Raw genomic sequence first — 22048 nt, 5'->3', positions numbered from 1 at the left:
CGCGTGCGTATTCTCGTTCTCTATTCACATCCGGTCGAAACCAGCTTCAATGCATCCCTGCACGAGGCGGTGGTGCGGACGCTCAAGGCCTCGGGTCATGACGTCGACGATTGCGACCTGTACGCGGAAGGGTTTGAGCCGGCGCTCACCCGCCAGGAACGCATTGACTATCACGATCCGGATCGAAATCGCGCCAACGTCGCGGACTACGTTAGGCGACTGGAATGGGCGGAAGCGCTGGTGCTGTGCTACCCGGTGTGGAATTTCGGCTTCCCCGCAATGCTGAAGGGCTTTCTGGACCGGGTTTTCCTGCCGGGCGTGTCGTTCAAGATGGAGGGCGGCAAGGTCGTCCCGAGCCTCCACAACATCACCAAGATGGCCGCCGTGACGCATTATGGCGGCACCCGGATGCGGGCGTTTCTCGCCGGAGATCCACCACGCAAGAGCGTCATGCGGGTGCTGCGAGCGGTGATCAAGCCATTCGCGCCTGTCACCTATCTCGCACTCTATGACATGAACCGGGCCACGGATGAAGACCGCAGGACCTTCCTGAAAAAAGTCGAAGCGAAAATGACTCGATTCTGACCGCGTGGCCCCCAAAATCCGGATCTCGGACACTTGTCGGGCGGCGGCAACGCCCCGCCGGACAGTACTACAGGAAATCCGGCCGCCCGCTCTCTTTCACCAGAGGCGAAATTCAGCTCCCCTGCCCCTTGAGATGGGAATTTTTAATTAAATCAATTAGTTACTAATTCCTAGAAGCCGACAAACCTGATCGAGCTGTTCCAGCGACTTGTACTTTATCTTCAACTCGCCCGAATCCGCATTCGGCTTGTGGTTGATCGCGACCGCGAGACCGAGCCCGTCGGAAAGACGGCGCTCAAGCGCGACCGTATCCGCAGGTTTCGGTGCCTTTTGCTTCGCAGCCCCACCCTTGGCCTTCTTGAGCGCCTCGGGATCCTGGGCAAGCTTCTCCGCATCGCGAACGCTCAGGCCTTTCTCCACGATGATCTCCGCAAGCGCTGCGGGATCATCAACCGTGATCAAAGCGCGCGCATGCCCTGCGGTAAGCAGGCCTTCCGCCAGATAGTCCTTGACCGCGTTCGGCAGCTTCAGCAGACGCATCGTGTTCGCCACATGCGAACGGCTCTTGCCGATGACTTTGGCGAGCGCCACCTGACTGTAGTTGAATTCCGCGACCAGCTGGTCGTAGCCCAACGCCTCTTCGATCGGATTGAGATCCGCGCGCTGTACGTTCTCAATGATCGCGAGTTCCAGCGCCTCCTGATCGGTGACGTCACGCACCAGCGCGGGCAAATCATGCAGGCCCGCCTTCTGCGCCGCACGCCACCGCCGCTCGCCGGCGATGAGCTCAAACGTCCCCTTGTCCGCTGCCGAAGGGCGCACAAGTATCGGTTGAACGACGCCTTTTTCGCGCACCGACTCTATCAGGTCGGAAAGATCGTCCTCGCTGAATGTCTTGCGCGGGTTCCGCGGATTGGGACGAATGTGCTCGATCGGAATCTTGCGGATGCCATAGCGATGTGCGCCCGCGCCTTCTTCCACATCGCTGCTGCTCGGCGCCTCGCTTCCCACATCGCCGATCAACGCGGCAAGTCCGCGCCCCAGTCTCTTGTTTCGTGCACCACCGGCTTCATCCGCCATGGCCATAGTTCCCGCTTACCTAGGACGCAGCTTTTGGCTGTCGTTCGCTTTTCATGTTTTGGTTCGGTTCCGAATCGGACCGGTATCGGCAAACGCCGTATCTTCAAATAGCCGGTTTCGGGTTCGGATAGATCCCCGGCAAAGCACGCATCAGGCCGCGGCCTTCCGAATTTTCCGTTCTCGCTGAATAATTTCGGAAGCCAACCGCAGATAGGCCTGACTACCCGGACACTTCAGGTCGTAGAGCAAAACAGGCTTGCCATAGGACGGGGCCTCGGACACGCGCACGTTGCGCGGGATAACCGTATCGTAGACCGCTTCGCCCATAGTCTCCCGCACATCGGCGACCACCTGCGTCGACAGGTTGTTGCGGCTGTCATACATGGTCAGCACGATACCGTGGATGCTCAGTTCCGGGTTGAGCGCCTGCTTGACCTGTTCGACAGTGCTGAGCAACTGGCTGAGGCCTTCAAGCGCGAAGAACTCGCACTGCAGCGGCACCAGAATGGAGTGCGAGGCGCTGAGCGCATTGATCGTCAACAGATTGAGCGAAGGCGGACAGTCCACCAGAATATAGCTGAAATCCGATTGATCGTGCTCGGCTACGTAGTCAGCAATCGCCTTGCGCAGCCGGAACGCGCGGTCAGGAGAATCCGCAATCTCCAGTTCCAGCCCAAGCAGATCCATCGTGGATGGCGCAGCCCACAAGCGGGGCACGGCCGTCTCCCTGATGGCGTCTTTCAGAGACGCTTCACCGTAGAGCACCTCATAGGTTGAAACGGTCCGTTGGGAACGTTCGATACCAAGACCTGTCGAGGCATTGCCTTGAGGATCGAGATCAATCACTAGGACCCGCTCACCGATGGCGGCGAGCGCGGTTCCCAGATTGATTGCCGTCGTCGTCTTTCCGACGCCGCCCTTCTGATTTGCGAGCGAGAGCACGCGCGGAGATTTTGGAAGCACACTCATGCGGTCAACGCCCTCGCCTTCACCATTTACACAAAGGGGTCGATCCGGTGGATCTCGAGAATTGCACTCTGCGGATCGATGAGACTTCTATGTTCTACCAGATCCAGGTTCCAGGTGTGAGATGCTTTAACAATCTCTGAACGCGAATCCCGTCCTTTGTGGAAAAAACCACGCGCGCCTCGTGCCACGAACGGCCGCGCGAAGCCGCACAAGGCCTCAAGATCCGCCAACGCCCGTGCCGAGACACCCTCGATCACCCCGTCCTTCGCTTCATCCCAATGGTCCGTAACGGATTCGATTCGATCAGCGTGAATGCACGCCGCAGCGTCTGTTTCCCGAATGACGGCTCGAAGGAACGCCGCTTTGCGTTGATTGCTTTCAACCAGATGAACCATCGCCGATGGCTCATCGGCAAGGAGGATTGCTGTCACAAGACCGGGAAATCCGGCACCGGCGCCAAAGTCGATCCAGAGTCGAATATCCGGAGCAAGCTGGTGGATCTGCATGCTGTCGGCCACGTGGCGCAACCAGATGTGCGGGAGTGTGGACGGAGATACGAGGTTTTGCGCCTTCTGCCAGCGCCGAACCAGATCCACGTAGATGACCAGCCGATCCCGCGTTTCACGTGAAACAGGGAAATAGGCATCGAGCGTCTCGGGTCCGTCACGCATCGTCTCAGGCTGTACCACGTGCCTTTGTCCCTTCTGTAGACGCAGCCGCCTCCCCGCGCCTTATATGCGCCAGAATGAGCGTGAGAGCCGCAGGTGTGATCCCATCGATCCGACCCGCCTGTGCCAGCGTTGCCGGGCGGACGCGTTCGAGTTTCTGTCTGAGCTCGTTCGACAAGCCCGAGAGCTGTGCATAGTCGAATTTCGCCGGAATGGGCAGTGCTTCTTCTCGACGCAATGCGGCGATATCCGCATCCTGCCTATCGAGGTAGACCGAATAGGTCGCGTCGATCTTGATCTGCTCCGCGATTGCCGCAGGCATCACCGCGAGCTCTGGCCAGATAGACGCAAGCCTGGGAACATCAATTGAGGTGTACGAGAGAAGATCAAAAGCACTGCGCCTCACGCCGTCCTGATTGATCTCGAGCCCGTGCCGGCGCGCTTCTGCGGGAGATAACGAAAGCTCCGAGACCCGCGCCCGCGCTGTCTCAAGAGCATTCATTTTCGTTTCGAAAGCGAATCGACGTTCGCGCCCGACACACCCCAATGAAAGCCCCATTGACGTCAGCCGCTGATCGGCATTGTCCGCCCGCAACGTCAACCGGTACTCCGCTCGGGACGTGAACATCCGGTACGGTTCGCTGACACCCCGGGTGACGAGATCATCGACCATCACGCCTATGTATCCGTCGGCTCGGCCAATCGTTTGCGTATCCCCGCCCCCCGCCCGAAGTGCCGCGTTCACACCCGCCAGAAGTCCCTGCGCACCCGCCTCCTCGTATCCCGTTGTGCCATTGATCTGTCCGGCAAGGAAAAGTCCTTCGACCCGCTTCGTTTCCAGGGAGGTCTGCAATTCCTGGGGGTCCACATGATCATATTCGATCGCGTAGCCAGGCCGGATCACGTCGACATTTGCCAATCCCGGAATTGTCTTCAAGAAGGCCAACTGGACCTCTTCCGGCAAAGAGGTGGATATTCCGTTTGGATAGACCGTCGGGTCATCCAGTCCCTCTGGCTCGAGGAAAATCTGGTGTCCGTCGCGCTCGCCGAAACGCATGATCTTGTCTTCGATAGACGGACAGTAGCGCGGACCGGTCGACGTGATGTTGCCTGAGTACATTGCCGAACGATGGATATTGTCGCGGATCACCGTATGCCCGGCCGGTGTGGTTCGTGTGATATGACACGGGACCTGCCGTGTCACGATCCGCTCTGTCAGAGTCGAAAACGGAACCGGTTCATCGTCACCAGGCTGTTCGGAAAGCTGCGTCCAATCGATTGTGCGCCCGTCAAGTCGAGGGGGAGTACCGGTCTTCAACCGCCCGAGACGGAACCCGATCGCTGCAAGCGTGTTCGATAAGCCAATGGCCGGTTGTTCTCCCACCCGGCCGGCAGGGATTTGTACGTCCCCGATATGGATAAGGCCCTTCAGAAAGGTGCCGGTGGTCAGAACAACCGAACCGCATCCGAATCGACGTCCATCCTTCGTAAGGACGGCACGAACGCGTCCTTCAACGATCTCGAGATCGTCGGCCTCACCCTCGATGACCGATAGATTTTCGGTCGCAGCGATCGTGAATTGCATTGCTTCTCGATAGAGCTTGCGGTCGGCTTGAGCCCGAGGACCACGTACGGCAGGCCCCTTGCGTCGGTTGAGCATGCGAAACTGTATGCCGGCGGCATCCGCAACGCGGCCCATCAAACCATCCAGGGCATCGATCTCCCGAACGAGATGACCTTTTCCCAAGCCACCGATTGCCGGATTGCAGGACATCACGCCAATGGTCGCCGCAGAGTGCGTTAGCAACGCCGTACGCGCACCAACGCGTGCGGCGGCTGCGGCAGCCTCGCAACCGGCATGTCCGCCGCCGATAACGATCACATCAAAAGCCGCCATGGATTGCACGCCCCTCGCGCACGAGTTCTTATTCATAGTTTGAAAAGGAGACTGGATAGGACCTCACATAGCGCAAGGCCCGGTGCTGGTCAAAAGGAACCAGCGCATATCCGGGCTTTTGCTACCCCAGGAGACAATATCGGAGATCAGAGAGCGGAGCGGTTTATCCCCAGGGCTGTCGGGGTTGAACCGGGTCCGAATCAAAACCGGATTCACTGTGTTTCACGTGAAACATCCCCATCAATCCAGACGTAATCCACAAGCCATCCCCATCATTTGCCGATACAGAAATCCCGGAAAATAACGTCGAGCAGATCCTCGACATCGGTCTTCCCGACAATCCGGGAGAGCCCATCAGTCGCCAATCTCAAGTCCTCCGCTCTCAGCTCAAGGCCCCTCGCTTCTCCCTCCAGAGATCTTCCAAGGCCATCGAGACACCGACGCAGACCCTCCCTGTGACGCGCCCGGGTAAGCACCGGCGCTTCCGCGTGCCCGATTGTCTCGGACGCGAATCTTCCGAGCTCGTCCAGCAGACCATCAAGACCCCCGATGACCTCAACAGAAGAGGGAATTTCGTCGGTCCTTGCGCTTCCATCATAGAGATCCCACTTGGTCGCGATCCGCCACACCCCTTGCTGTCCCAACGCCACGGGTACATCCGATCTGGTGGGCTCTCGCGCGTCCTGAAGCCACAGCACGAGATCGGCTGTCTTCGCGCGTTCAAGTGCCCGCCGTATTCCCTCCCGCTCCACCCTCCCCGCGCCCTCCCCGCGCAACCCTGCCGTATCCACGAGTGTCACCGGAAACCCAGCGAGATCCAAGTGGACCTCAATGAGATCCCTTGTCGTCCCGGCTTCTTCCGTAACAATCGCCACATCCCTTTGAGCCAGCGCGTTCATCAGGCTCGACTTGCCCGCATTCGGCGGACCCAGAAGAACCACCTGAAGTCCCGACCGCAAGCGCTCTCCTCGCCGATTATCTTCAAGGTGGTTCGTGATCTCGTCTCGGATCCGAATCACATCGTCCCAAATCGAGTCACTGACCGTACCCGGAACATCATCCTCATCGGCGAAGTCGAGTTCCGCCTCGATCATCGCCCGGCATCTGACAAGCGTCGCTCGCCAATGATCGTAGAGAGCTCCAAGTTCACCCCCCATCTGCCGCAATGCCTGCCGTCGCTGTGCCTCCGTTTCGGCCTGGACGAGGTCCCCAAGCCCCTCCACTTCCGTCAGATCGAGGCGTCCCGCCTCAAAGGCCCGCCGGGCGAACGCTCCGGGCTCTGCGGCCGCGACACCATCGAATGTCTCCAGGACTCTCAAGACCGCGGCTACCACCGCCCGTCCGCCATGAAGATGGAACTCGGCAGCGTCCTCACCCGTAAAGCTTGCCGGCCCCTCGAATACGATCACCAGCGCCTCATCCAGAACGCTTCCATCGACGGGATCGCGAAGCCGCCGAAGGCTCGTCCGTCTCGCCTCCGGCACGGCACCGCATAGCGTTTCGACGACGAATCGAACACGAGGGCCGGACAGCCTTACGACCGCGACACCGGATGGCAACCCACCGCTTGAAAGCGCATAGATCGTGTCGCGTTCCGGATCCCATTGCACAGCCGAGCTTCCTTTCTTCGATCAAGCCGAACGCCGTTGGACATATCCCGCGTTGAAGGACACGGAGATAACCCTATTTCAGGAGAAACCCAAGCTGTTCGCTTGATGCTCTGACCAACAACGATAGGGGTCTGAAAACACCGCCATGTCGAGGAACCAGCTCGCAAACGAAACCAGTCCCTATCTCCTTCAGCACAAGGACAACCCTGTCCACTGGCGTGCCTGGAATGCCTCTTCCCTCGCCGAAGCCCGTTCGCAGAACAAGCCCATCCTGTTGTCGGTTGGATATGCCGCTTGTCACTGGTGCCACGTCATGGCTCATGAAAGCTTCGAGGATGAGGCGACCGCCGCGGTGATCAACGAGCATTTCATCCCGATCAAGGTAGACCGGGAAGAACGCCCTGACGTCGATCAGATCTATATGAATGCGCTCCACGCATTGGGCCAACAGGGAGGCTGGCCCCTGACGATGTTCCTCACCCCTAGCGCCGAACCGTTCTGGGGGGGAACCTATTTCCCCAAGCAGGCCAAATGGGGACGACCTGGCTTCATCGACGTTGTCCGGCAGATCGCGAGAATTCACGACAAGGAAGGCGGCAAGGTCACGTCGAATGCCTCAGCCCTCATGCAGGTCCTCCGGGAGGCAAGCATAGCGTCAAGGTCCGCGGAACAGTTGACGCCGGAGCTGCTCGATACGGCGGCGAATCGATTGCTCAGCGTCATGGATCCGTTGAACGGCGGTATTAGCGGCGCGCCAAAATTCCCCCAGGGCTCTCTGCTCGAGCTGCTATGGCGCGCCGGAGCCAGAACGGGCAACGACCGGTTCCGCGAAATCGTACTCACCACATTGGAGCGCATTTGTTCAGGAGGCATCTACGATCATCTGGGAGGCGGGTTTGCCCGCTACTCGGTTGATGAACACTGGCTCGCCCCGCATTTCGAAAAGATGCTCTACGACAACGCGCAGCTCGTCTACCTCCTTAGTGAAGCGTATGTGACGACCCGGAACGACCTGTTCCGTATCCGAATCGAGGAGACCATCGGTTGGCTCACCAGGGAGATGACGACACCACAGGGTGCCTTTGCCGCGTCCCTGGACGCTGACAGCGAAGGAGAGGAAGGCCGCTTCTATGTCTGGGATGCGCGCGAAATCGAAAGTGTCCTCGGAGCGGTCGACTATGAGCTGTTTGCCAGTGCCTATGACGTCTCCAAAAGCGGTAACTGGGAAGGCAAAGTCATATTGAACCGCCTTCGGTCGACAGCGCTCTTCGATCAGGAACTCGAGGATCGCCTTGCTCATATGCGCGGAAAGCTGCTGGACGCGCGAGAAGCCCGACCACGCCCGGACCTCGACGACAAGATCCTCGCTGATTGGAATGGCCTCATGATTTCTGCCCTGGCTCGAGCCGCCGAAGTTTTTGATAGAAGGGATTGGCTTTCGAAGGCCGAGGAAGCATTCCATTTCATAACCGAATCGATGACCCGAGACGGTCGGCTCGGGCATGCCTGGCGACAGGGACGGCTTGGAACACCTGGGCTCGCCAGCGACTACGCGAACGTTATCAAGGCGTCATTGGAACTCTATCGGGTTACCCAGACACGGGAATATCTGACGACAGCGCAAGCCTTTGAAGAAATATTTTATTATTATCAATGGGATAAAGAAGAAGGCGGTTATTTTCTCACCGCAAGCGATACTGATGACCTGATCGTGCGCCCCAAAAGCGCCGCCGACGATGCGGTACCGAACGCCAATGGCATCATGGCGTGCAATCTGATCGAGCTCTGGCATCTGAGTGGGAACGAGACCTATCGGGATCGCGCGGACGAAATCCTCGAGACGTTCACCGGTCAGATACTTAAAAACGCGTTTGCGAGCACCAGTCTCCTTAATGCCTTCGATTTTCGGATCAACGCACGACAGCTCGTGATATTGGCCGATACAGAAGCGGAAATATTCTCCAACGTCATGCGCCAGACCACATCCTTCAACCTTGTTCTGCTTCGACCAGGGGAAAGCGAGGAGCTTGGTCCAACTCATCCTGCATCTGGAAAGACACAACTCGAACCCGGCAAGCCGACTGCCTATCTGTGCGAGGGCGAAACGTGCTCCCTTCCCCTCACAGAGATCGAGCCTCTGTTGAGACTTCTACGTTGACCCCCCGCGGCACCTCCTTCGCAGGGCCCGTTTACATCGGATCCTGACGATCGCCGTCGGCCCCCTTCCCCTTGCCGTTGGAAGCCCCCTTCCAGTCCACTGATTTCATCCTGTAAAGAACATGAACTTTCAGGTCTGACCGATCCTCTGGCACGGAAGGATGATCGAAATGTCCTCGTTCGGTCATTCCAAGGCAGCGCATGACCGCTCGGGAACATTCGTTTGTGACGACGGTAAATGCGACGATCTCATCGAGCCGCAAAGTTTCGAAACCGAATCGGAGCCAGGCTCTCGCGGCCTCGGTCGCATATCCCCGTCCCCATGTGGCAGGCGTCAGTCGCCAGCCGATTTCAACGCAAGGCGCAATGGAAACGGGTTGCGGGAACACCGGTCTGTTGAGGCCAACAATACCGACAAAGCGGCCGCTGCCCTTTTCCTCAACAGGCATAAAGGTGAAACCATCCGCGGCGATCTTCTCGCGCAACTTGCCGATCATCGCGAGGGTCTCTTCTGCTTTCAGACAGCGAGGGAAATAGGTCATCACCCTCGGATCAGCATTGAGTTCGGCAAAGGGTTTACCGTCATCCGGTTTCCAGCCTCGAATGACCAGACGATCTGTCTCGATACGAAAGTCGGCTCCGCGGCAGTCTTCGATCATGATGCTCTCTCAACGATCAGTTCGGATCCGAACCGAATGATTCACGTGAAACAAAAACGCGCCGGACGGGGCTTCCATCCGGCGCGTTTCGCATTTCCGTTTCACGTGAATCGTCCCTGGACGAAACCGTGACCCTCAATCAGACCACTTCAAAGGTCAGGTGTTCATGCTGTCGAAGAATTCCTGATTGCTCTTCGTCTGCCGAAGCTTGTCTAGCAGGAACTCGATCGCATCCGTCGTCCCCATCGGATTGAGGATCCGGCGCAGCACATACATCTTCTTGAGCTCCTGCGGAGCAACAAGCAGCTCTTCCTTGCGCGTACCGGAGCGCTGAATGTCGATTGCCGGGAAGACGCGCTTGTCCGCGGCCTTGCGGTCGAGGATGATTTCGGAATTGCCGGTGCCCTTGAACTCTTCGAAGATCACCTCATCCATACGAGAACCGGTATCGATGAGTGCTGTCGCGATGATCGTGAGCGAGCCGCCTTCCTCGATATTGCGCGCGGCGCCAAAGAAACGCTTCGGCCGCTGCAAGGCGTTTGCGTCCACACCACCGGTCAGCACCTTGCCGGAAGAAGGAACAACCGTGTTGTAGGCGCGCCCAAGTCGCGTGATAGAATCCAGTAGGATAACGACATCGCGACCGTGCTCGACAAGACGCTTTGCCTTTTCGATCACCATTTCCGCGACCTGGACGTGACGCGCTGCCGGCTCATCAAATGTCGACGACACGACCTCGCCATCGACCGTTCGCTGCATGTCGGTGACTTCTTCGGGACGCTCATCAATCAGCAGAACGATGAGATAGCATTCCGGATGATTGTTTGTGATGGCACGCGCGATGTTCTGCAGGAACATCGTCTTACCCGTGCGCGGCGGCGCCGTGATCAGCGCGCGCTGGCCTTTGCCGAGCGGCGCGACAAGATCGATGACGCGAGGCGACAGATCCTTGATCGTCGGATTCTCCACTTCCATCCGGAACCGTTCTTCCGGATAAAGCGGCGTCAGATTGTCGAAGTGGATCTTGTGCCGGGTCTTTTCGGGATCTTCGAAATTGATCGAATTGACCTTGAGCAGGGCGAAATACCGCTCACCGTCTTTGGGTGACCGGATCTGTCCTTCCACCGTATCGCCTGTGCGCAACGAGAACCGTCGGATTTGTGACGGCGACACGTAGATATCGTCCGGTCCAGGCAGATAGTTCGCGTCCGGGGAGCGCAAAAAGCCGAAACCGTCTTGCAAAACCTCGACCACACCCTCGCCAATAATGATGACGTCCTGGGTCGCGAGCTGCTTGAGAATCGCAAACATCAGCTCCTGCTTCCGCAGGGTACTGGCATTTTCGACTTCTAATTCCTCGGCAAAAGCGAGCAATTCGGTGGGGGATTTGGACTTGAGGTCCTGAAGTTTCATTTCCCGCATGGGCTGGATCTTGGTCCGCATTTAAGCCAGCAGAGGATGGGACACGCCGGCAAGATGAAAGCGTTATGGGGAGTTAGCAGATCTTGTCGCGGGTTTTGAACCGCCGCGTTGGCGCCTCGGTTCAAGAACGCCGGACGCCTGTCTGCATGTCGTGGGGTATCGCGAACATAATCACTTTTGGTGGCACCGACAAGGGGTCAAGCCCGTACCGGCCAATTCGTCGCAATGAAAACATGTGAGGAAGCTATTCGATAAAATATCCTTTTTAAATCAGGTATTTAAAAATCGACCGTAAAACTAGAAGGGACGCAGGATCACCAGAATAACGACCACGACCATGATCAGGGTCGGGAATTCGTTGATGATCCGATAGTAGCGCTCCGGCCGCTGATTTGCATCGGCAGCAAATTCCTTCACATGCTTGGCCAGCATACCGTGGAACCCGGAAAGAAAGAAGACAAGAAGCAGTTTGAGGTGAAACCATCCTTCGGCGAAATCCCCGAACCCCCAGGCGATGAGCAGCCCGAAGATCCAGGCCGCGATCATCGCCGGATTCATGATCGCTTTCAATAGACGGCGCTCCATCACCTTGAAGGTCTCCGAAGCCTCGGAGCCCGGATCGACCTTCGTGTGATAAACCATCAGCCTTGGCAGATAGAAAAGCCCCGCCATCCAGGCGATGACCGCCATGATGTGGAAAGCCTTGAACCAAAGTAACAGTTCACCACTCAAAACGCTGTCCCAACCTAGCTATTCTGGCCTGGATCGCTCGCCGTGCGCACGCGATTGATCATCTGCTCAACGTGAGCAACAGGGGTCTGCGGCACGATACCGTGTCCGAGATTGAAGACAAGGGGTCCCCCGCCCAATCCGTTGAGCACCTGATCGACGCCTTCATCGAGCGCGCGGCCTCCCGCAACCAGTCTCATCGGATCGAGATTGCCCTGGACCGGCGACAGAGCCTGAACGTCACGGACGAGATGAAGTGGCGCCGTCCAATCAAGGCCAACCGCATTGACCCCGGTCTCTGCGACATAGTTTTTCAGTCGTGAAACAGCGCCTTTGGGAAATCCGATAATCACCGCATCAGGCCGGACGGAGCGCACTTGCCGAACGATCCGTCGCGTCGGTTCCACGCACCAGCGCTGGAAACCGGCATCATCGAGAACGCCTGCCCACGTATCGAAGATCTGCAACGCATCGGCGCCCGCATCAAGCTGACGAACGAGATAGTCGGCGGAAGCATCGACCAGAAGGTCGATCCAGCGCTGAAACATCTCCGGATCGCTATAGGCGCCGATACGGGCCGCAGTCTGCTCGGTAGTGGTATGACCGGCCACGGAATAGCACGCCACCGTCCAGGGAGCCCCGCAAAAGCCGAGCAATGTCGTCTCCGTGGGCAGTTCCGCTCTCAGGCGCTGCATCGTCTCCATGACGGGCGAGAGATGATCGTGCGCCCTTTCGGGAACGAGTGCATCCAGCACGTCGCTTGAGAGAGGCGTGAGAACGGGGCCACGCCCTTCCTCGAAGCGAACGGGATAGCCCAGCGCATCGGGAACGACGAAAATGTCCGAGAACAGGATTGCCGCATCAAAGCCAAAGCGACGGATGGGCTGAAGGGTCACCTCAACAGCCAGATCCGTATCATAGCAGAACTTCAAAAAGTCGGGCTGCTTTGCGCGGACTTCGCGATATTCCGGGAGATAGCGTCCTGCCTGGCGCATCATCCAGACGGGGGGTGGCCAGAGCTTTTCTCCAGCCAGTACCCGCATCACGGCTCTCTCCTGTGATCGCATTCGGCTCGTCCCTTTTCCCTTAAAACGTCTAATCAATGAATCTCTTTAAGAGATCTGTTTATTTGGTTTGAGTGTGGATTGCCGTGATTATTATCCATCCACAATTATCCGATTGGTTGTTCCCATCAACAGGGTGGTTGGGGACGAATTCCCCATGGCGGTTGTGGGTCCGCCCAATTCCTTAAACGGACCTTAAGGAATTGGAGGACGTTAACGCCTTGTTAACGAATTTGGCGCTGTGCATAAAGTGCGGATGAGAAGTCGGTAACCTGGGGCCTCTTCGTAAAATCCCCGATTCCCGGAGTCGTTTCACAAAAACTATCCCGCCACCCCGTATCTGTTGATGAAATAACCGCTATGGGCATGATGGTGAGGTCCTTTTCAAAAGGAGGCAGAGTCATGCCCGCTCATTCACAGGGCCGATCATCATCTGGGGATGAAACAGTGAGCGATCCGCGTAGCTTCTTCCATTTGCACCTGATTTCGGATTCCACGGGCGAAACCCTGATGACCGTTTCGCGCGCGGCGCTCGCTCAGTACGAGAATATTCAGCCGATCGAACATGTCTATCCGCTGGTCCGCTCCGATCGCCAGCTCGATCGTGTTCTGACCGAAATCGAGGCCGCACCCGGCATCGTTCTCTATACGCTTGTTGCGGACGAACAGATCCATCGGCTAGAGCGTGTATGCCGCGATCATGGCGTTCCTTGCGTCAATATTCTCGATCCGGTTTTCGCGGTCTTCCAGTCTTATCTGAAAGTCCAGGAAACGCGACGGGTCGGTGGCCAGCACGCGCTTGATGCCGACTATTTCCGTCGCATTGATGCGCTGAACTACACGATGATGCATGATGATGGTCAGATGCCCGAAGGGCTCGACGAGGCCGATGTCGTTCTCATTGGCATCAGCCGAACCTCCAAGACGCCGACGAGCATCTATCTGGCCAATCGCGGCATCAAGGCAGCTAATTTTCCAATTGTTCCGGAAATCCCGATTACGCCGGCGCTTTTTGAGGTTCGCCGGCCTCTCGTCGTCGGCCTCGTCGCCAGCGCCGAACGGATCCTGCAGGTTCGCCAGAACCGTCTTTTGTCGCTCAATGCGATAGGACAGAACGAACGTTATGTCGATCGATCTGCTATTTCGGAAGAAATCAGCTTCATGCGCAGGCTGTGCGCCGAACATGGCTGGCCGGTGATCGATGTCACCCGCCGTTCGATCGAGGAAACGGCAGCTGCCATCATGTCGTTGATGAAGGAGCGCAAACAATTGCGCGACATACCAGGAGAGTGACGACATGAGCGAAATCGTTCTGGCGAGCGCAAGTCCGTGGCGGGCGCAGATGCTGCGTGACGCGGGCCTGGAAATTCAGGCCGAGGCAGCCGATATCGATGAGCGCGCGGTGGATGAACCATTGCGCAAGGCGAATCTGGCGCCCGAGGATATCGCCCTCGTCCTGGCGGAAGCGAAGGCGGGAGACGTTTCAAACCGCCATCCGGGAGCCCTTGTTATCGGTTCCGATCAGGTGCTGGATTTCGATGGAGAGGTTTTCGTCAAACCCGAAACGATCGAGCAAGCCCGCGCCAATCTGCTGGCCTTGCGAGGGCGTTCGCATCAGCTTCATTCTGCGGTCGTCTGCGTGCGTGACGGTATTGCGATCTGGCGCCACGTCGCCTCGGCAACCCTGACGATGCGCAACTTCTCGCCTGAATTCCTCGGTCATTATCTCACCTGGATCGGTGATGTCGCCTTGAAAAGCGTTGGCTCCTACCAGATCGAAGGTGAGGGCATCCAGCTGTTCGAGGCGATCGAAGGTGATCATTTCACTATCGTTGGCCTGCCGCTTCTCCCCCTCCTGGGGTTCCTGCGTGACGAAGGAGAAATCGAGACGTGATTTCATCTCATCATGACCAGACAGAAAAAGCACCGCGCGCGGCCGTGATCGGCTGGCCAGTGAAGCACTCACGCTCGCCAATCATCCACCGCCACTGGTTGAAGATCCATGGGATTGCGGGAAGCTATGATCTCCTGCCACTCCAGCCTGAAGCGGCGGAGAGTTTTTTCCGCACCTTCGCCGCATCCGGCCTTATCGGCGCAAATGTGACGATTCCGCACAAGGAAGCGGCTTTCGCCCTTTGCGATGAGGTCGACGAAACGGCACGGCTTGTCGGTGCGGTGAATACGCTTGTTCTGGGCGATGGCCGCCTTCAGGGCAGCAATACGGATGGCCTTGGCTTTCTGGGGTCGCTCGATTCAGGCGCGCCAGGCTGGGATGAGACCGGCCGGAACGCAGTTGTCCTTGGGGCGGGGGGCGGGGCGCGTGCCGTAGTCTGGGCATTGCTGTCGCGCGGTCTGACCGTCCACATCTTCAATCGTACCCGCAGCAGGGCGGAAGCTCTTGCCGAACGTTTCGGATCCGGTGTTCACGTCCATGACTTTTCCAAGTTGCCGGATGTCCTCGAAGGCACCACGGTTCTCGTCAATACGACTTCTCTTGGAATGGAAGGTCAACCGCCACTCGACATCGATCTCGCGCCGCTCCCGGCACGCGCAGTGGTGACCGATACCGTCTACGTACCTCTGGAAACGCCGCTTCTGGAACTTGCCCGTCATCGCGGTCTTATGACCGTTGATGGTCTGGGCATGCTGCTCCATCAGGCAGTGCCGGGATTCGAACTCTGGTTCGGTCGCCGGCCGGAGGTAACGCCCGAGCTGCGCCGCGTCGTTCTGGCCGACATGGGCCTCACGGAAGGGGATATGACCAACGGAAACGGCCCGGGGTCGCAACCATGATCGTGCTCGGTCTCACCGGATCCATCGGTATGGGAAAATCAACGACCGGCCGGCTGTTCGCCGAAGCCGGAATCCCGGTCTACGACGCCGACACCACTGTCCATGCCCTCTATGCCGGCAAGGCCGCTCCCGCGATCGAGCGGGCGTTTCCCGGAACGGTCGTGAACAGGGTCGTCGATCGCGCGGCACTGGGCGAATACGTGGTCGGGAAACCGGCAGCCCTGGCGCGGCTCGAGGCTATAATCCATCCCCTTGTACGCGAGGTGCGCGACCACTTTCTCGCAGATGCGCGGGCCAGACTATGTCCTGTCGCGGTTCTCGACATTCCGCTTCTCTTTGAAACGGGAGGGGAAGAGCACGTGGACGCGGTGGTGCTCGTCACCACGAGCGCGGAAATTCAGCGTGAACGTGTCCTCGCACGGCCGGAAATGACCCTGGAGAAATTCGACGCTATCCTGGCACGCCAGATGCCGGACGGAGAAAAGCGTCGACGATCCCATTTCATGATCGAGACAGGTCACGGACTGGAGCCGGCACGCCGTCGCGTTGCGGCGATACTGCGTGCAACAGCGGCGATGGGGGGATAAGCCGCCGCCCATCGGCCTTCTATGGTTGCAACAGTGATTCGCCGCCGCCTAGATGGCTCTTTGCGAAACGTCTATCCCAAGCCAGACCAACAGGACTTCATGATGCGTGAGATCGTGCTCGATACCGAAACGACCGGCCTCAATCCGCGTGGTGGCGACAGGCTGGTGGAAATCGGTGGCGTTGAACTGGTCAATCACATCCCGTCCGGCCAGTCCTATCATGTTTACATCAATCCCGAACGCGACATGCCGGAAGAGGCTTTCAACGTTCACGGCCTGTCGGAGGAATTTCTGCGCGACAAGCCGCTCTTTGCCGATCTGGCGCGGGATTTTGTGGACTATGTCGGTGATGCGACGCTCGTCATTCACAACGCCGCCTTCGACATGGGCTTCATCAACATGGAGCTGCAGCGTTTCGGCCTTCCGCCGATCGGCAACGAACAGGTGCTGGATACGTTGCAGCTGGCCCGGCGCCGTCATCCCGCCGGCCCGAATTCGCTTGATGCGCTGTGTTCGCGCTACGGCATAGACAACAGCCGCCGCACCAAGCACGGCGCGCTTCTCGATGCGGAGCTGCTGGCGGAAGTCTATATCGAGCTGATTGGCGGCAAGCAGTCCTCGCTCGGACTGATGACAATCAACGAGGAAGAGGATCACGGCACGGGCGGACCGGCCATCCGGCATTCGATCAAGCCGCGTCCGACGCCACTACCCTCGCGGTTGAGCGAAGCCGAGATTTCAGCGCATGCGAAATTCGTCGCCAAGATCGGCGACGAGGCTGTGTGGCGCCAATATATCGAGATCGACGAGCTGTCGTAGCGCACGCCAGAAGAGGCGCGTCCGGGACGACTACAACATCGATGGCAGAACGCGGTCGGGGGGCCTGTGGCCGTCCATGAAGGTGCGAATATTGATGATCACCTTCTCGCCCATGTCGATGCGGCCTTCGATGGTGGCCGATCCCATGTGCGGAAGCAGCAGGACGCGTTCGGATTTCAGGAGCTTCGGATTGACCGCCGGCTCGTGTTCGAAAACGTCGAGACCGGCTCCGGCCAGTTCTCCCGCTTCGACCATCCGCGTGAGTGCGGCCTCATCGATCACCTCGCCACGCGCGGTGTTGACCAGATAGGCTTCAGGCTTCATCAGCTTGAGCCGTCGGGCTGAAAGCAGGTGGTAAGTTGCCGGGGTATGCGGGCAATGGACGGAAATCACGTCCATCCGGGCCAGCATCTGGTCAAGGCTTTCCCAATAGGTCGCCTCCAGCGTATCCTCGATCTTGGCGGGCACGCGGCGGCGATTGTGATAATGGATCGACATCCCGAAGGCCTTGGCGCGCCGCGCCACCGCCTGACCGATTCGACCCATGCCGACAATACCGAGGCGCTTGCCCCAGATTCGCCGTCCCAGCATCCAGGTCGGCGACCAGCCGTGCCATTCGTTGTTTTCCAGGATCTTGATACCTTCGGCGATCCTGCGCGGCACGGCGAGGATCAGCGCCATCGTCATGTCGGCGGTATCTTCGGTAAGCACACCGGGGGTGTTCGTCACCGTGATGCCGCGATTGTTGGCTGCATTCACGTCGATATTGTCGACGCCATTGCCAAAGTTGGCGATCAGCCGAAGATTGGGACCCGCCTGGGAGAGAACGGCCGCGTCTATCCTGTCCGTCACGGTCGGCACCAGAACGTCGGCGGTTTTCACCGCTTCGACGAGTTCGGCCTGGCTCATGGGCCTGTCGCCGTCATTGAGACGGGTGTCGAACAATTCGCGCATGCGCGTCTCTACGACATCCGGCAAGGTCCGGGTAACCACGACAAGGGGTTTCTTGATGGGCATTTCGGTCCTCGCCTAGACCAGTTCGTTGAGGGGTCCTTAACCGTAATCGACGCATTCTGTCGCCAACCGGTACCGGCTGAAGCTTGTTGTTTCCATACCAGATGGTCCGGAAGAAACAAGCCGAACCGGTCAAAGCCGCAACCCGACGCGCAATAAATTCTGCTCGCCACGTGCCCGCTCCTTGACCCTGCGGGATTCGGGTTAGACCGTAGCGCCCCCAGGCGGGTGGCTTCAAGCTGAACAATGAGCCCGGAGCTTCTTGTTAGACTCATGGATCACGGACGTCGCAGCCACATGTACCGAAACCGCACGAAGTCGATTTCGTTGCGCACCATCGCGCATGCCCTTCTTGCGCTCACACTCCTGACTTGGGTTACGGTCGGGCCTGGAGGGGGGGCTTTCGCGCAAGGTACGTCGGAAGGTGCGAGTGGCCTTCCGGTGCCACGCTTCGTCAGCCTCAAGTCCGACCGCGTGAATGTCCGTCGCGGACCAGGGCGCGATCACGAAGTGGTTTGGACCTTCGTTCGCGCCGGCTTGCCGGTTGAGATCGTTCAGGAATTCGAAAACTGGCGACGCATCCGCGATTGGGAAGGCAGCGAGGGCTGGGTATTCCACTCGCTCTTGTCCGGCCGTCGCACGGCGCTGGTGAAGCCCTGGGACAAGTCGGGAACCGTGCCACTTCGTTCCGGGCCCGATTCCAACGCGGCAATCGTCGGGGAACTGGAGCCGAACGTGCTTGCGTCGGTCTCGGAATGCGGCAAGGGGTTCTGCCGGATATCCGGCAAGGACTGGGCCGGCTGGGTCGATCAGACCCTGCTTTTCGGTGTCTATCCCGATGAGACCTTCAACTGATCGGCCATCGGGTTTTTGTTTTCCGAAAAGCGCCGGACGCGCCAATGCGCGTCCGGAATAACAGGCGCGGGACGCGCCCCGGGATGCATCATTCTGCCGCAGCGTTCTCCGCGGCTTCCTCCTGCGCCTGCAACTCTCGAAGCCGTGGCATGGAAATGATGTTGTAGCCGCTGTCGACGAAGTGGATTTCGCCGGTCACTCCGGATGAAAGGCCCGACAGCAGGTAGACGGCCGAGCCGCCGACCTCATCGATCGTCACCGTGCGCTTCAGTGGCGAGTTTTCGCGCTGATAGTTGAACATCAGCCGGGCATCGGAAACGCCGGCGCCAGCCAGCGTACGCACGGGACCGGCCGAGATCGCGTTGACGCGGATTTTCTGAGAGCCGTAATCGACCGCAAGATAACGCACCGAGGATTCCAGCGCCGCCTTGGCGACGCCCATGACGTTGTAGTTCGGCATGACCCGGGTCGAGCCGCCATAGGTCAGCGTCAGGATCGAGCCGCCATTGGGCATCAGCTCCGCGGCGAGGCGGGTGATTTCGGTGAATGAGAAGCAGGAGATCACCATCGTGCGCGAGAAATTCTCGCGGCTGGTGTCCGCGTAGCGCCCCTTCAGCTCGCTCTTGTCGGAAAAGGCGATGGCATGAACGAGAAAGTCGATGCCGCCCCAGGTTTCCTTCAAGGTTGAGAACACGCCCTTGACGGATGCGATGTCCTCCACGTCGCACGGGATAAGGAGATCTGAACCGACCGATGCCGCAAGTGGCTTCACACGCCGTCCGAAAGCTTCTCCCTGATATGTAAATGCCAGTTCCGCACCCTGCTCCGCCAGCGCCTTGGCGACACCCCATGCGATCGAGTGATCGTTGGCGACACCCATGACAAGGCCGCGTTTGCCCTCCATCAAACCGGTCATGCGACTCTCCTTATTTCGCTGCAAAGGGACGCCGCGCGGTCAGAAACTCTGACTGCCGGTTTCCAGAATTTTGTCGATGCGACCGGTCTCAACGGTCATTAGCCGCAATTTTTACGGTTGGCGGTTCAATTCCCCACTCAAACGCCCAATCGCTTGAAAACGACGGAAGCATTCGTGCCGCCAAACCCGAACCCGTTCGAGAGGACGCAGTCGATCCTGGCGTTGTCGATGCGATCGCGCACGATCGGCATGTCTGCGAAGGCCGGATCGAGTTCCTCGATATTCGCCGATTTGGCGATGAAATTGTTGTTCATCATCAAGATCGAGTAGATCGCTTCCTGCACGCCGGCAGCGCCCAGCGAATGGCCGGTGAGCGACTTTGTCGCCGAGATTGGCGGAATCTTGTCGCCAAAGACATCTCGGATCGCCTCGATTTCCTTCGCATCGCCGATCGGTGTGGAGGTGGCGTGAGGGTTTATGTAGTCGACGGGGCAATCGACGGTGGAAAGCGCGAGCTTCATGCAGCGCGCAGCCCCTTCGCCCGACGGTGCGACCATGTCGTAGCCGTCCGAAGTTGCGCCATAGCCGGCGACTTCGGCATAGATCTTGGCGCCACGCGCCTTGGCGTGCTCGTATTCCTCCAGCACGAGAACGCCGGCACCGCCCGCGATGACGAAGCCGTCGCGATTGGCGTCGTAGGCGCGCGAAGCGATCTGCGGTGTGTCGTTGTACTTGGAGGACATCGCGCCCATGGCGTCGAAGAGCACCGAAAGCGTCCAGTCGAGTTCCTCGCCGCCGCCGGCGAACATCACGTCTTGCTTGCCCCACTGAATGAGCTCTGCGGCGTTGCCGATACAGATGTTGGTGGTCGCGCAGGCGGCAGAGATCGAATAGTTCACGCCATGGATCTTGAACGGCGTGGCGAGCGTCGCGGAGTTGGTCGAAGACATGGCCTTGGGCACGGCGGTCGGCCCGATGCGGCGCGGTCCCTTGTCGCGGGCAATATCGGCCGCCTCGACGATTGCCCTCGTCGAAGGACCGCCGGATCCCATGATCAGGCCGGTACGTTCGTGGCTGATCTCGCTCTCTTCCAGACCGCTGTCGGCGATCGCCTGCTGCATGGCGATGTAGTTCCACGCGGCACCCGTACCCATGAAGCGGATGGTGCGACGGTCAAGGACATCGGCCGGATCAAGCTTCGGGTCCCCATGGACCTGGCAGCGGAAACCGATCCTCTCGTAGTCCTCGGCGAATACGATGCCGGACTTGGCGTCGTGAAGGCTCGCCAGAACGTCCTGCGTCGTATTGCCTATCGACGATACAATGCCCATTCCGGTGACGACCACACGCCTCATGGCGGTCTCCTCGATCCTGTTTCGCTTGTACCCGACGATCGACCGGGGTTACCGGCGGCCGGAAGCTGTCATTAAAGCGATGATTATCGTGCCGAGGCGTCCTGTGACCCCTCGGGCTGATTTTACGCGGATATGGTTACGCAGACCGAAACACTGCGCCCACCGGTATGGCGGCGCGGCGTCGCGGAAGTGTCAGCTCTGGAACAGGCCGACCTTCAGGTTCGTGGCGCGATAGATTTCCTCGCCGTCCGCCTTCAGCCAGCCATCGGCGATGCCTAGAACGAGCTTCGAGCGCATCACCCGCTTGAGATCGACACCATATTCGATCTCTTTGACGTCCGGGGTGACCATGCCGGAGAACTTGACCTCGCCGACCGCGAGCGCCCGCCCCCGGCCCGAGGAGCCGAGCCAGCCGAGGTAAAATCCGACCATCTGCCACAGTGCATCGAGGCCAAGACAGCCAGGCATCACCGGATCGCCCTTGAAGTGGCACGGGAAGAACCAGAGGTCGGGCTTGATCTCCAGGGTCGCGCGCACCATGCCCTTGCCGTAGGCGCCTGCCTCTTCGGCGATTTCGGTTATCTTGTCGAACATGAGCATGGGAGGCAGCGGCAATTGCGCGTTGCCCGCGCCAAACAGTTCGCCGCGCCCGCAGGCGAGTAGATCTTCGTAGTTGTAGCTAGAGGCGCGTTCCTGCATTCCGATCCCGCACTGTTCTGCCGAGGGATTCCTGCCTGAATGTGCTCCATCTTGACGCACCTTGAGGCGGATTTCACCATCGTTCGTTTTTTGATGGCGCCTTCCTATCACAGGAGTATCTGCTTCGAAAGGGCAAGGGACATAACGATTTCGAACGAATTCGTGGGAGG

At 58.9% G+C, this 22048-nt stretch carries 21 protein-coding genes; 8 read left to right on the top strand and 13 right to left on the bottom strand.

The genetic code is table 11. The features are described 5' to 3' along the window. Positions 1 to 3: 3 nt before the first annotated feature. Positions 4 to 585: an NAD(P)H-dependent oxidoreductase gene (locus C8N35_RS06535; protein WP_107988729.1), complete on the top strand. Its 582-nt coding sequence runs from the start codon at positions 4 to 6 to the stop codon at positions 583 to 585. Between the two features lie 156 nt (positions 586 to 741). On the opposite strand, the gene C8N35_RS06530 is transcribed toward C8N35_RS06535, so the two are convergent. The 5 genes from C8N35_RS06530 to mnmE all read right to left on the bottom strand — a co-directional run bounded on the left by C8N35_RS06530 (position 742) and on the right by mnmE (position 6809). Then, a complete protein-coding gene (locus tag C8N35_RS06530) occupies positions 742 to 1665 on the bottom strand; it encodes a ParB/RepB/Spo0J family partition protein (RefSeq protein ID WP_210203397.1) in 924 nt (307 codons plus the stop codon). A gap of 150 nt (positions 1666 to 1815) precedes the next feature. After that, entirely contained in the window at positions 1816 to 2634 is an 819-nt protein-coding gene (locus C8N35_RS06525) for a ParA family protein (protein ID WP_107988727.1), read from the bottom strand. Positions 2635 to 2660: 26 nt separating this feature from the next. Continuing rightward, positions 2661 to 3305: a 16S rRNA (guanine(527)-N(7))-methyltransferase RsmG gene (locus C8N35_RS06520; RefSeq protein ID WP_107988726.1), complete on the bottom strand. Its 645-nt coding sequence runs from the start codon at positions 3303 to 3305 to the stop codon at positions 2661 to 2663. Positions 3306 to 3309: 4 nt separating this feature from the next. Continuing rightward, positions 3310 to 5199 carry a tRNA uridine-5-carboxymethylaminomethyl(34) synthesis enzyme MnmG gene (gene mnmG / locus C8N35_RS06515; RefSeq protein WP_107988725.1) on the bottom strand — a complete coding sequence of 630 codons (1890 nt, stop codon included), beginning with the start codon at positions 5197 to 5199 and terminating at the stop codon, positions 3310 to 3312. Between the two features lie 272 nt (positions 5200 to 5471). Further along, positions 5472 to 6809: a tRNA uridine-5-carboxymethylaminomethyl(34) synthesis GTPase MnmE gene (gene mnmE / locus C8N35_RS06510; RefSeq protein ID WP_107988724.1), complete on the bottom strand. Its 1338-nt coding sequence runs from the start codon at positions 6807 to 6809 to the stop codon at positions 5472 to 5474. Positions 6810 to 6954: 145 nt separating this feature from the next. Between mnmE and C8N35_RS06505 the strand changes: the two genes are divergently transcribed. Then, complete coding sequence (locus C8N35_RS06505) at positions 6955 to 8967, top strand: thioredoxin domain-containing protein (protein WP_107988723.1); 2013 nt, start codon at positions 6955 to 6957, stop codon at positions 8965 to 8967. A gap of 31 nt (positions 8968 to 8998) precedes the next feature. Here C8N35_RS06505 and C8N35_RS06500 read toward each other — a convergent pair whose 3' ends face one another. The 4 genes from C8N35_RS06500 to hemE all read right to left on the bottom strand — a co-directional run bounded on the left by C8N35_RS06500 (position 8999) and on the right by hemE (position 12819). Then, complete coding sequence (locus C8N35_RS06500) at positions 8999 to 9625, bottom strand: GNAT family N-acetyltransferase (protein ID WP_107988722.1); 627 nt, start codon at positions 9623 to 9625, stop codon at positions 8999 to 9001. Between the two features lie 156 nt (positions 9626 to 9781). Continuing rightward, positions 9782 to 11047 carry a transcription termination factor Rho gene (gene rho, locus C8N35_RS06495; RefSeq protein WP_107988721.1) on the bottom strand — a complete coding sequence of 422 codons (1266 nt, stop codon included), beginning with the start codon at positions 11045 to 11047 and terminating at the stop codon, positions 9782 to 9784. A gap of 297 nt (positions 11048 to 11344) precedes the next feature. Next, a complete protein-coding gene (gene hemJ, locus C8N35_RS06490) occupies positions 11345 to 11779 on the bottom strand; it encodes a protoporphyrinogen oxidase HemJ (protein ID WP_281261765.1) in 435 nt (144 codons plus the stop codon). A gap of 14 nt (positions 11780 to 11793) precedes the next feature. Then, a complete protein-coding gene (hemE, locus tag C8N35_RS06485) occupies positions 11794 to 12819 on the bottom strand; it encodes a uroporphyrinogen decarboxylase (protein ID WP_245926680.1) in 1026 nt (341 codons plus the stop codon). Positions 12820 to 13242: 423 nt separating this feature from the next. Between hemE and C8N35_RS06480 the strand changes: the two genes are divergently transcribed. From C8N35_RS06480 to dnaQ, 5 genes are all read left to right on the top strand, one after another. Next, a complete protein-coding gene (locus C8N35_RS06480) occupies positions 13243 to 14133 on the top strand; it encodes a pyruvate, water dikinase regulatory protein (protein WP_107989126.1) in 891 nt (296 codons plus the stop codon). Positions 14134 to 14137: 4 nt separating this feature from the next. Further along, positions 14138 to 14734 carry a Maf-like protein gene (locus C8N35_RS06475; protein ID WP_107988719.1) on the top strand — a complete coding sequence of 199 codons (597 nt, stop codon included), beginning with the start codon at positions 14138 to 14140 and terminating at the stop codon, positions 14732 to 14734. Beyond that, entirely contained in the window at positions 14731 to 15633 is a 903-nt protein-coding gene (locus C8N35_RS06470) for a shikimate dehydrogenase (protein ID WP_245926679.1), read from the top strand. The genes C8N35_RS06475 and C8N35_RS06470 overlap by 4 nt, the downstream gene beginning before the upstream one ends. After that, positions 15630 to 16220: a dephospho-CoA kinase gene (gene coaE / locus C8N35_RS06465; RefSeq protein WP_107988718.1), complete on the top strand. Its 591-nt coding sequence runs from the start codon at positions 15630 to 15632 to the stop codon at positions 16218 to 16220. The genes C8N35_RS06470 and coaE overlap by 4 nt, the downstream gene beginning before the upstream one ends. Before the next feature lie 102 nt (positions 16221 to 16322). After that, the gene (gene dnaQ / locus C8N35_RS06460) at positions 16323 to 17039 is read left to right on the top strand and encodes a DNA polymerase III subunit epsilon (RefSeq protein WP_107989124.1); all 717 of its coding nucleotides are present in this window, start codon (positions 16323 to 16325) and stop codon (positions 17037 to 17039) included. A gap of 30 nt (positions 17040 to 17069) precedes the next feature. Here the strand turns inward: dnaQ and C8N35_RS06455 are convergent, their stop codons facing one another. Continuing rightward, on the bottom strand, positions 17070 to 18056 hold the full coding sequence (locus tag C8N35_RS06455) for a 2-hydroxyacid dehydrogenase (RefSeq protein ID WP_107988717.1): 987 nt from the start codon (positions 18054 to 18056) through the stop codon (positions 17070 to 17072). A 270-nt stretch (positions 18057 to 18326) separates the two neighbouring features. Here C8N35_RS06455 and C8N35_RS06450 point away from each other — a divergent pair, with 270 nt between their 5' ends. Then, complete coding sequence (locus C8N35_RS06450) at positions 18327 to 18908, top strand: SH3 domain-containing protein (protein ID WP_245926678.1); 582 nt, start codon at positions 18327 to 18329, stop codon at positions 18906 to 18908. Positions 18909 to 18996: 88 nt separating this feature from the next. Here C8N35_RS06450 and fabI read toward each other — a convergent pair whose 3' ends face one another. The 3 genes from fabI to fabA form a co-directional block, all read right to left on the bottom strand. Then, complete coding sequence (gene fabI, locus C8N35_RS06445) at positions 18997 to 19824, bottom strand: enoyl-ACP reductase FabI (RefSeq protein WP_107988715.1); 828 nt, start codon at positions 19822 to 19824, stop codon at positions 18997 to 18999. Between the two features lie 137 nt (positions 19825 to 19961). Beyond that, entirely contained in the window at positions 19962 to 21179 is a 1218-nt protein-coding gene (gene fabB, locus C8N35_RS06440) for a beta-ketoacyl-ACP synthase I (protein WP_107988714.1), read from the bottom strand. A 192-nt stretch (positions 21180 to 21371) separates the two neighbouring features. Beyond that, positions 21372 to 21878 carry a 3-hydroxyacyl-[acyl-carrier-protein] dehydratase FabA gene (gene fabA, locus C8N35_RS06435; RefSeq protein ID WP_107988713.1) on the bottom strand — a complete coding sequence of 169 codons (507 nt, stop codon included), beginning with the start codon at positions 21876 to 21878 and terminating at the stop codon, positions 21372 to 21374. Positions 21879 to 22048: the final 170 nt, after the last annotated feature.

Source organism: Breoghania corrubedonensis, assembly GCF_003053845.1.
Classification (GTDB): domain Bacteria; phylum Pseudomonadota; class Alphaproteobacteria; order Rhizobiales; family Stappiaceae; genus Breoghania; species Breoghania corrubedonensis.
Note: the sequence above shows the minus strand (reverse complement) of the source record. Positions and strands in the feature narration are given on the sequence as shown.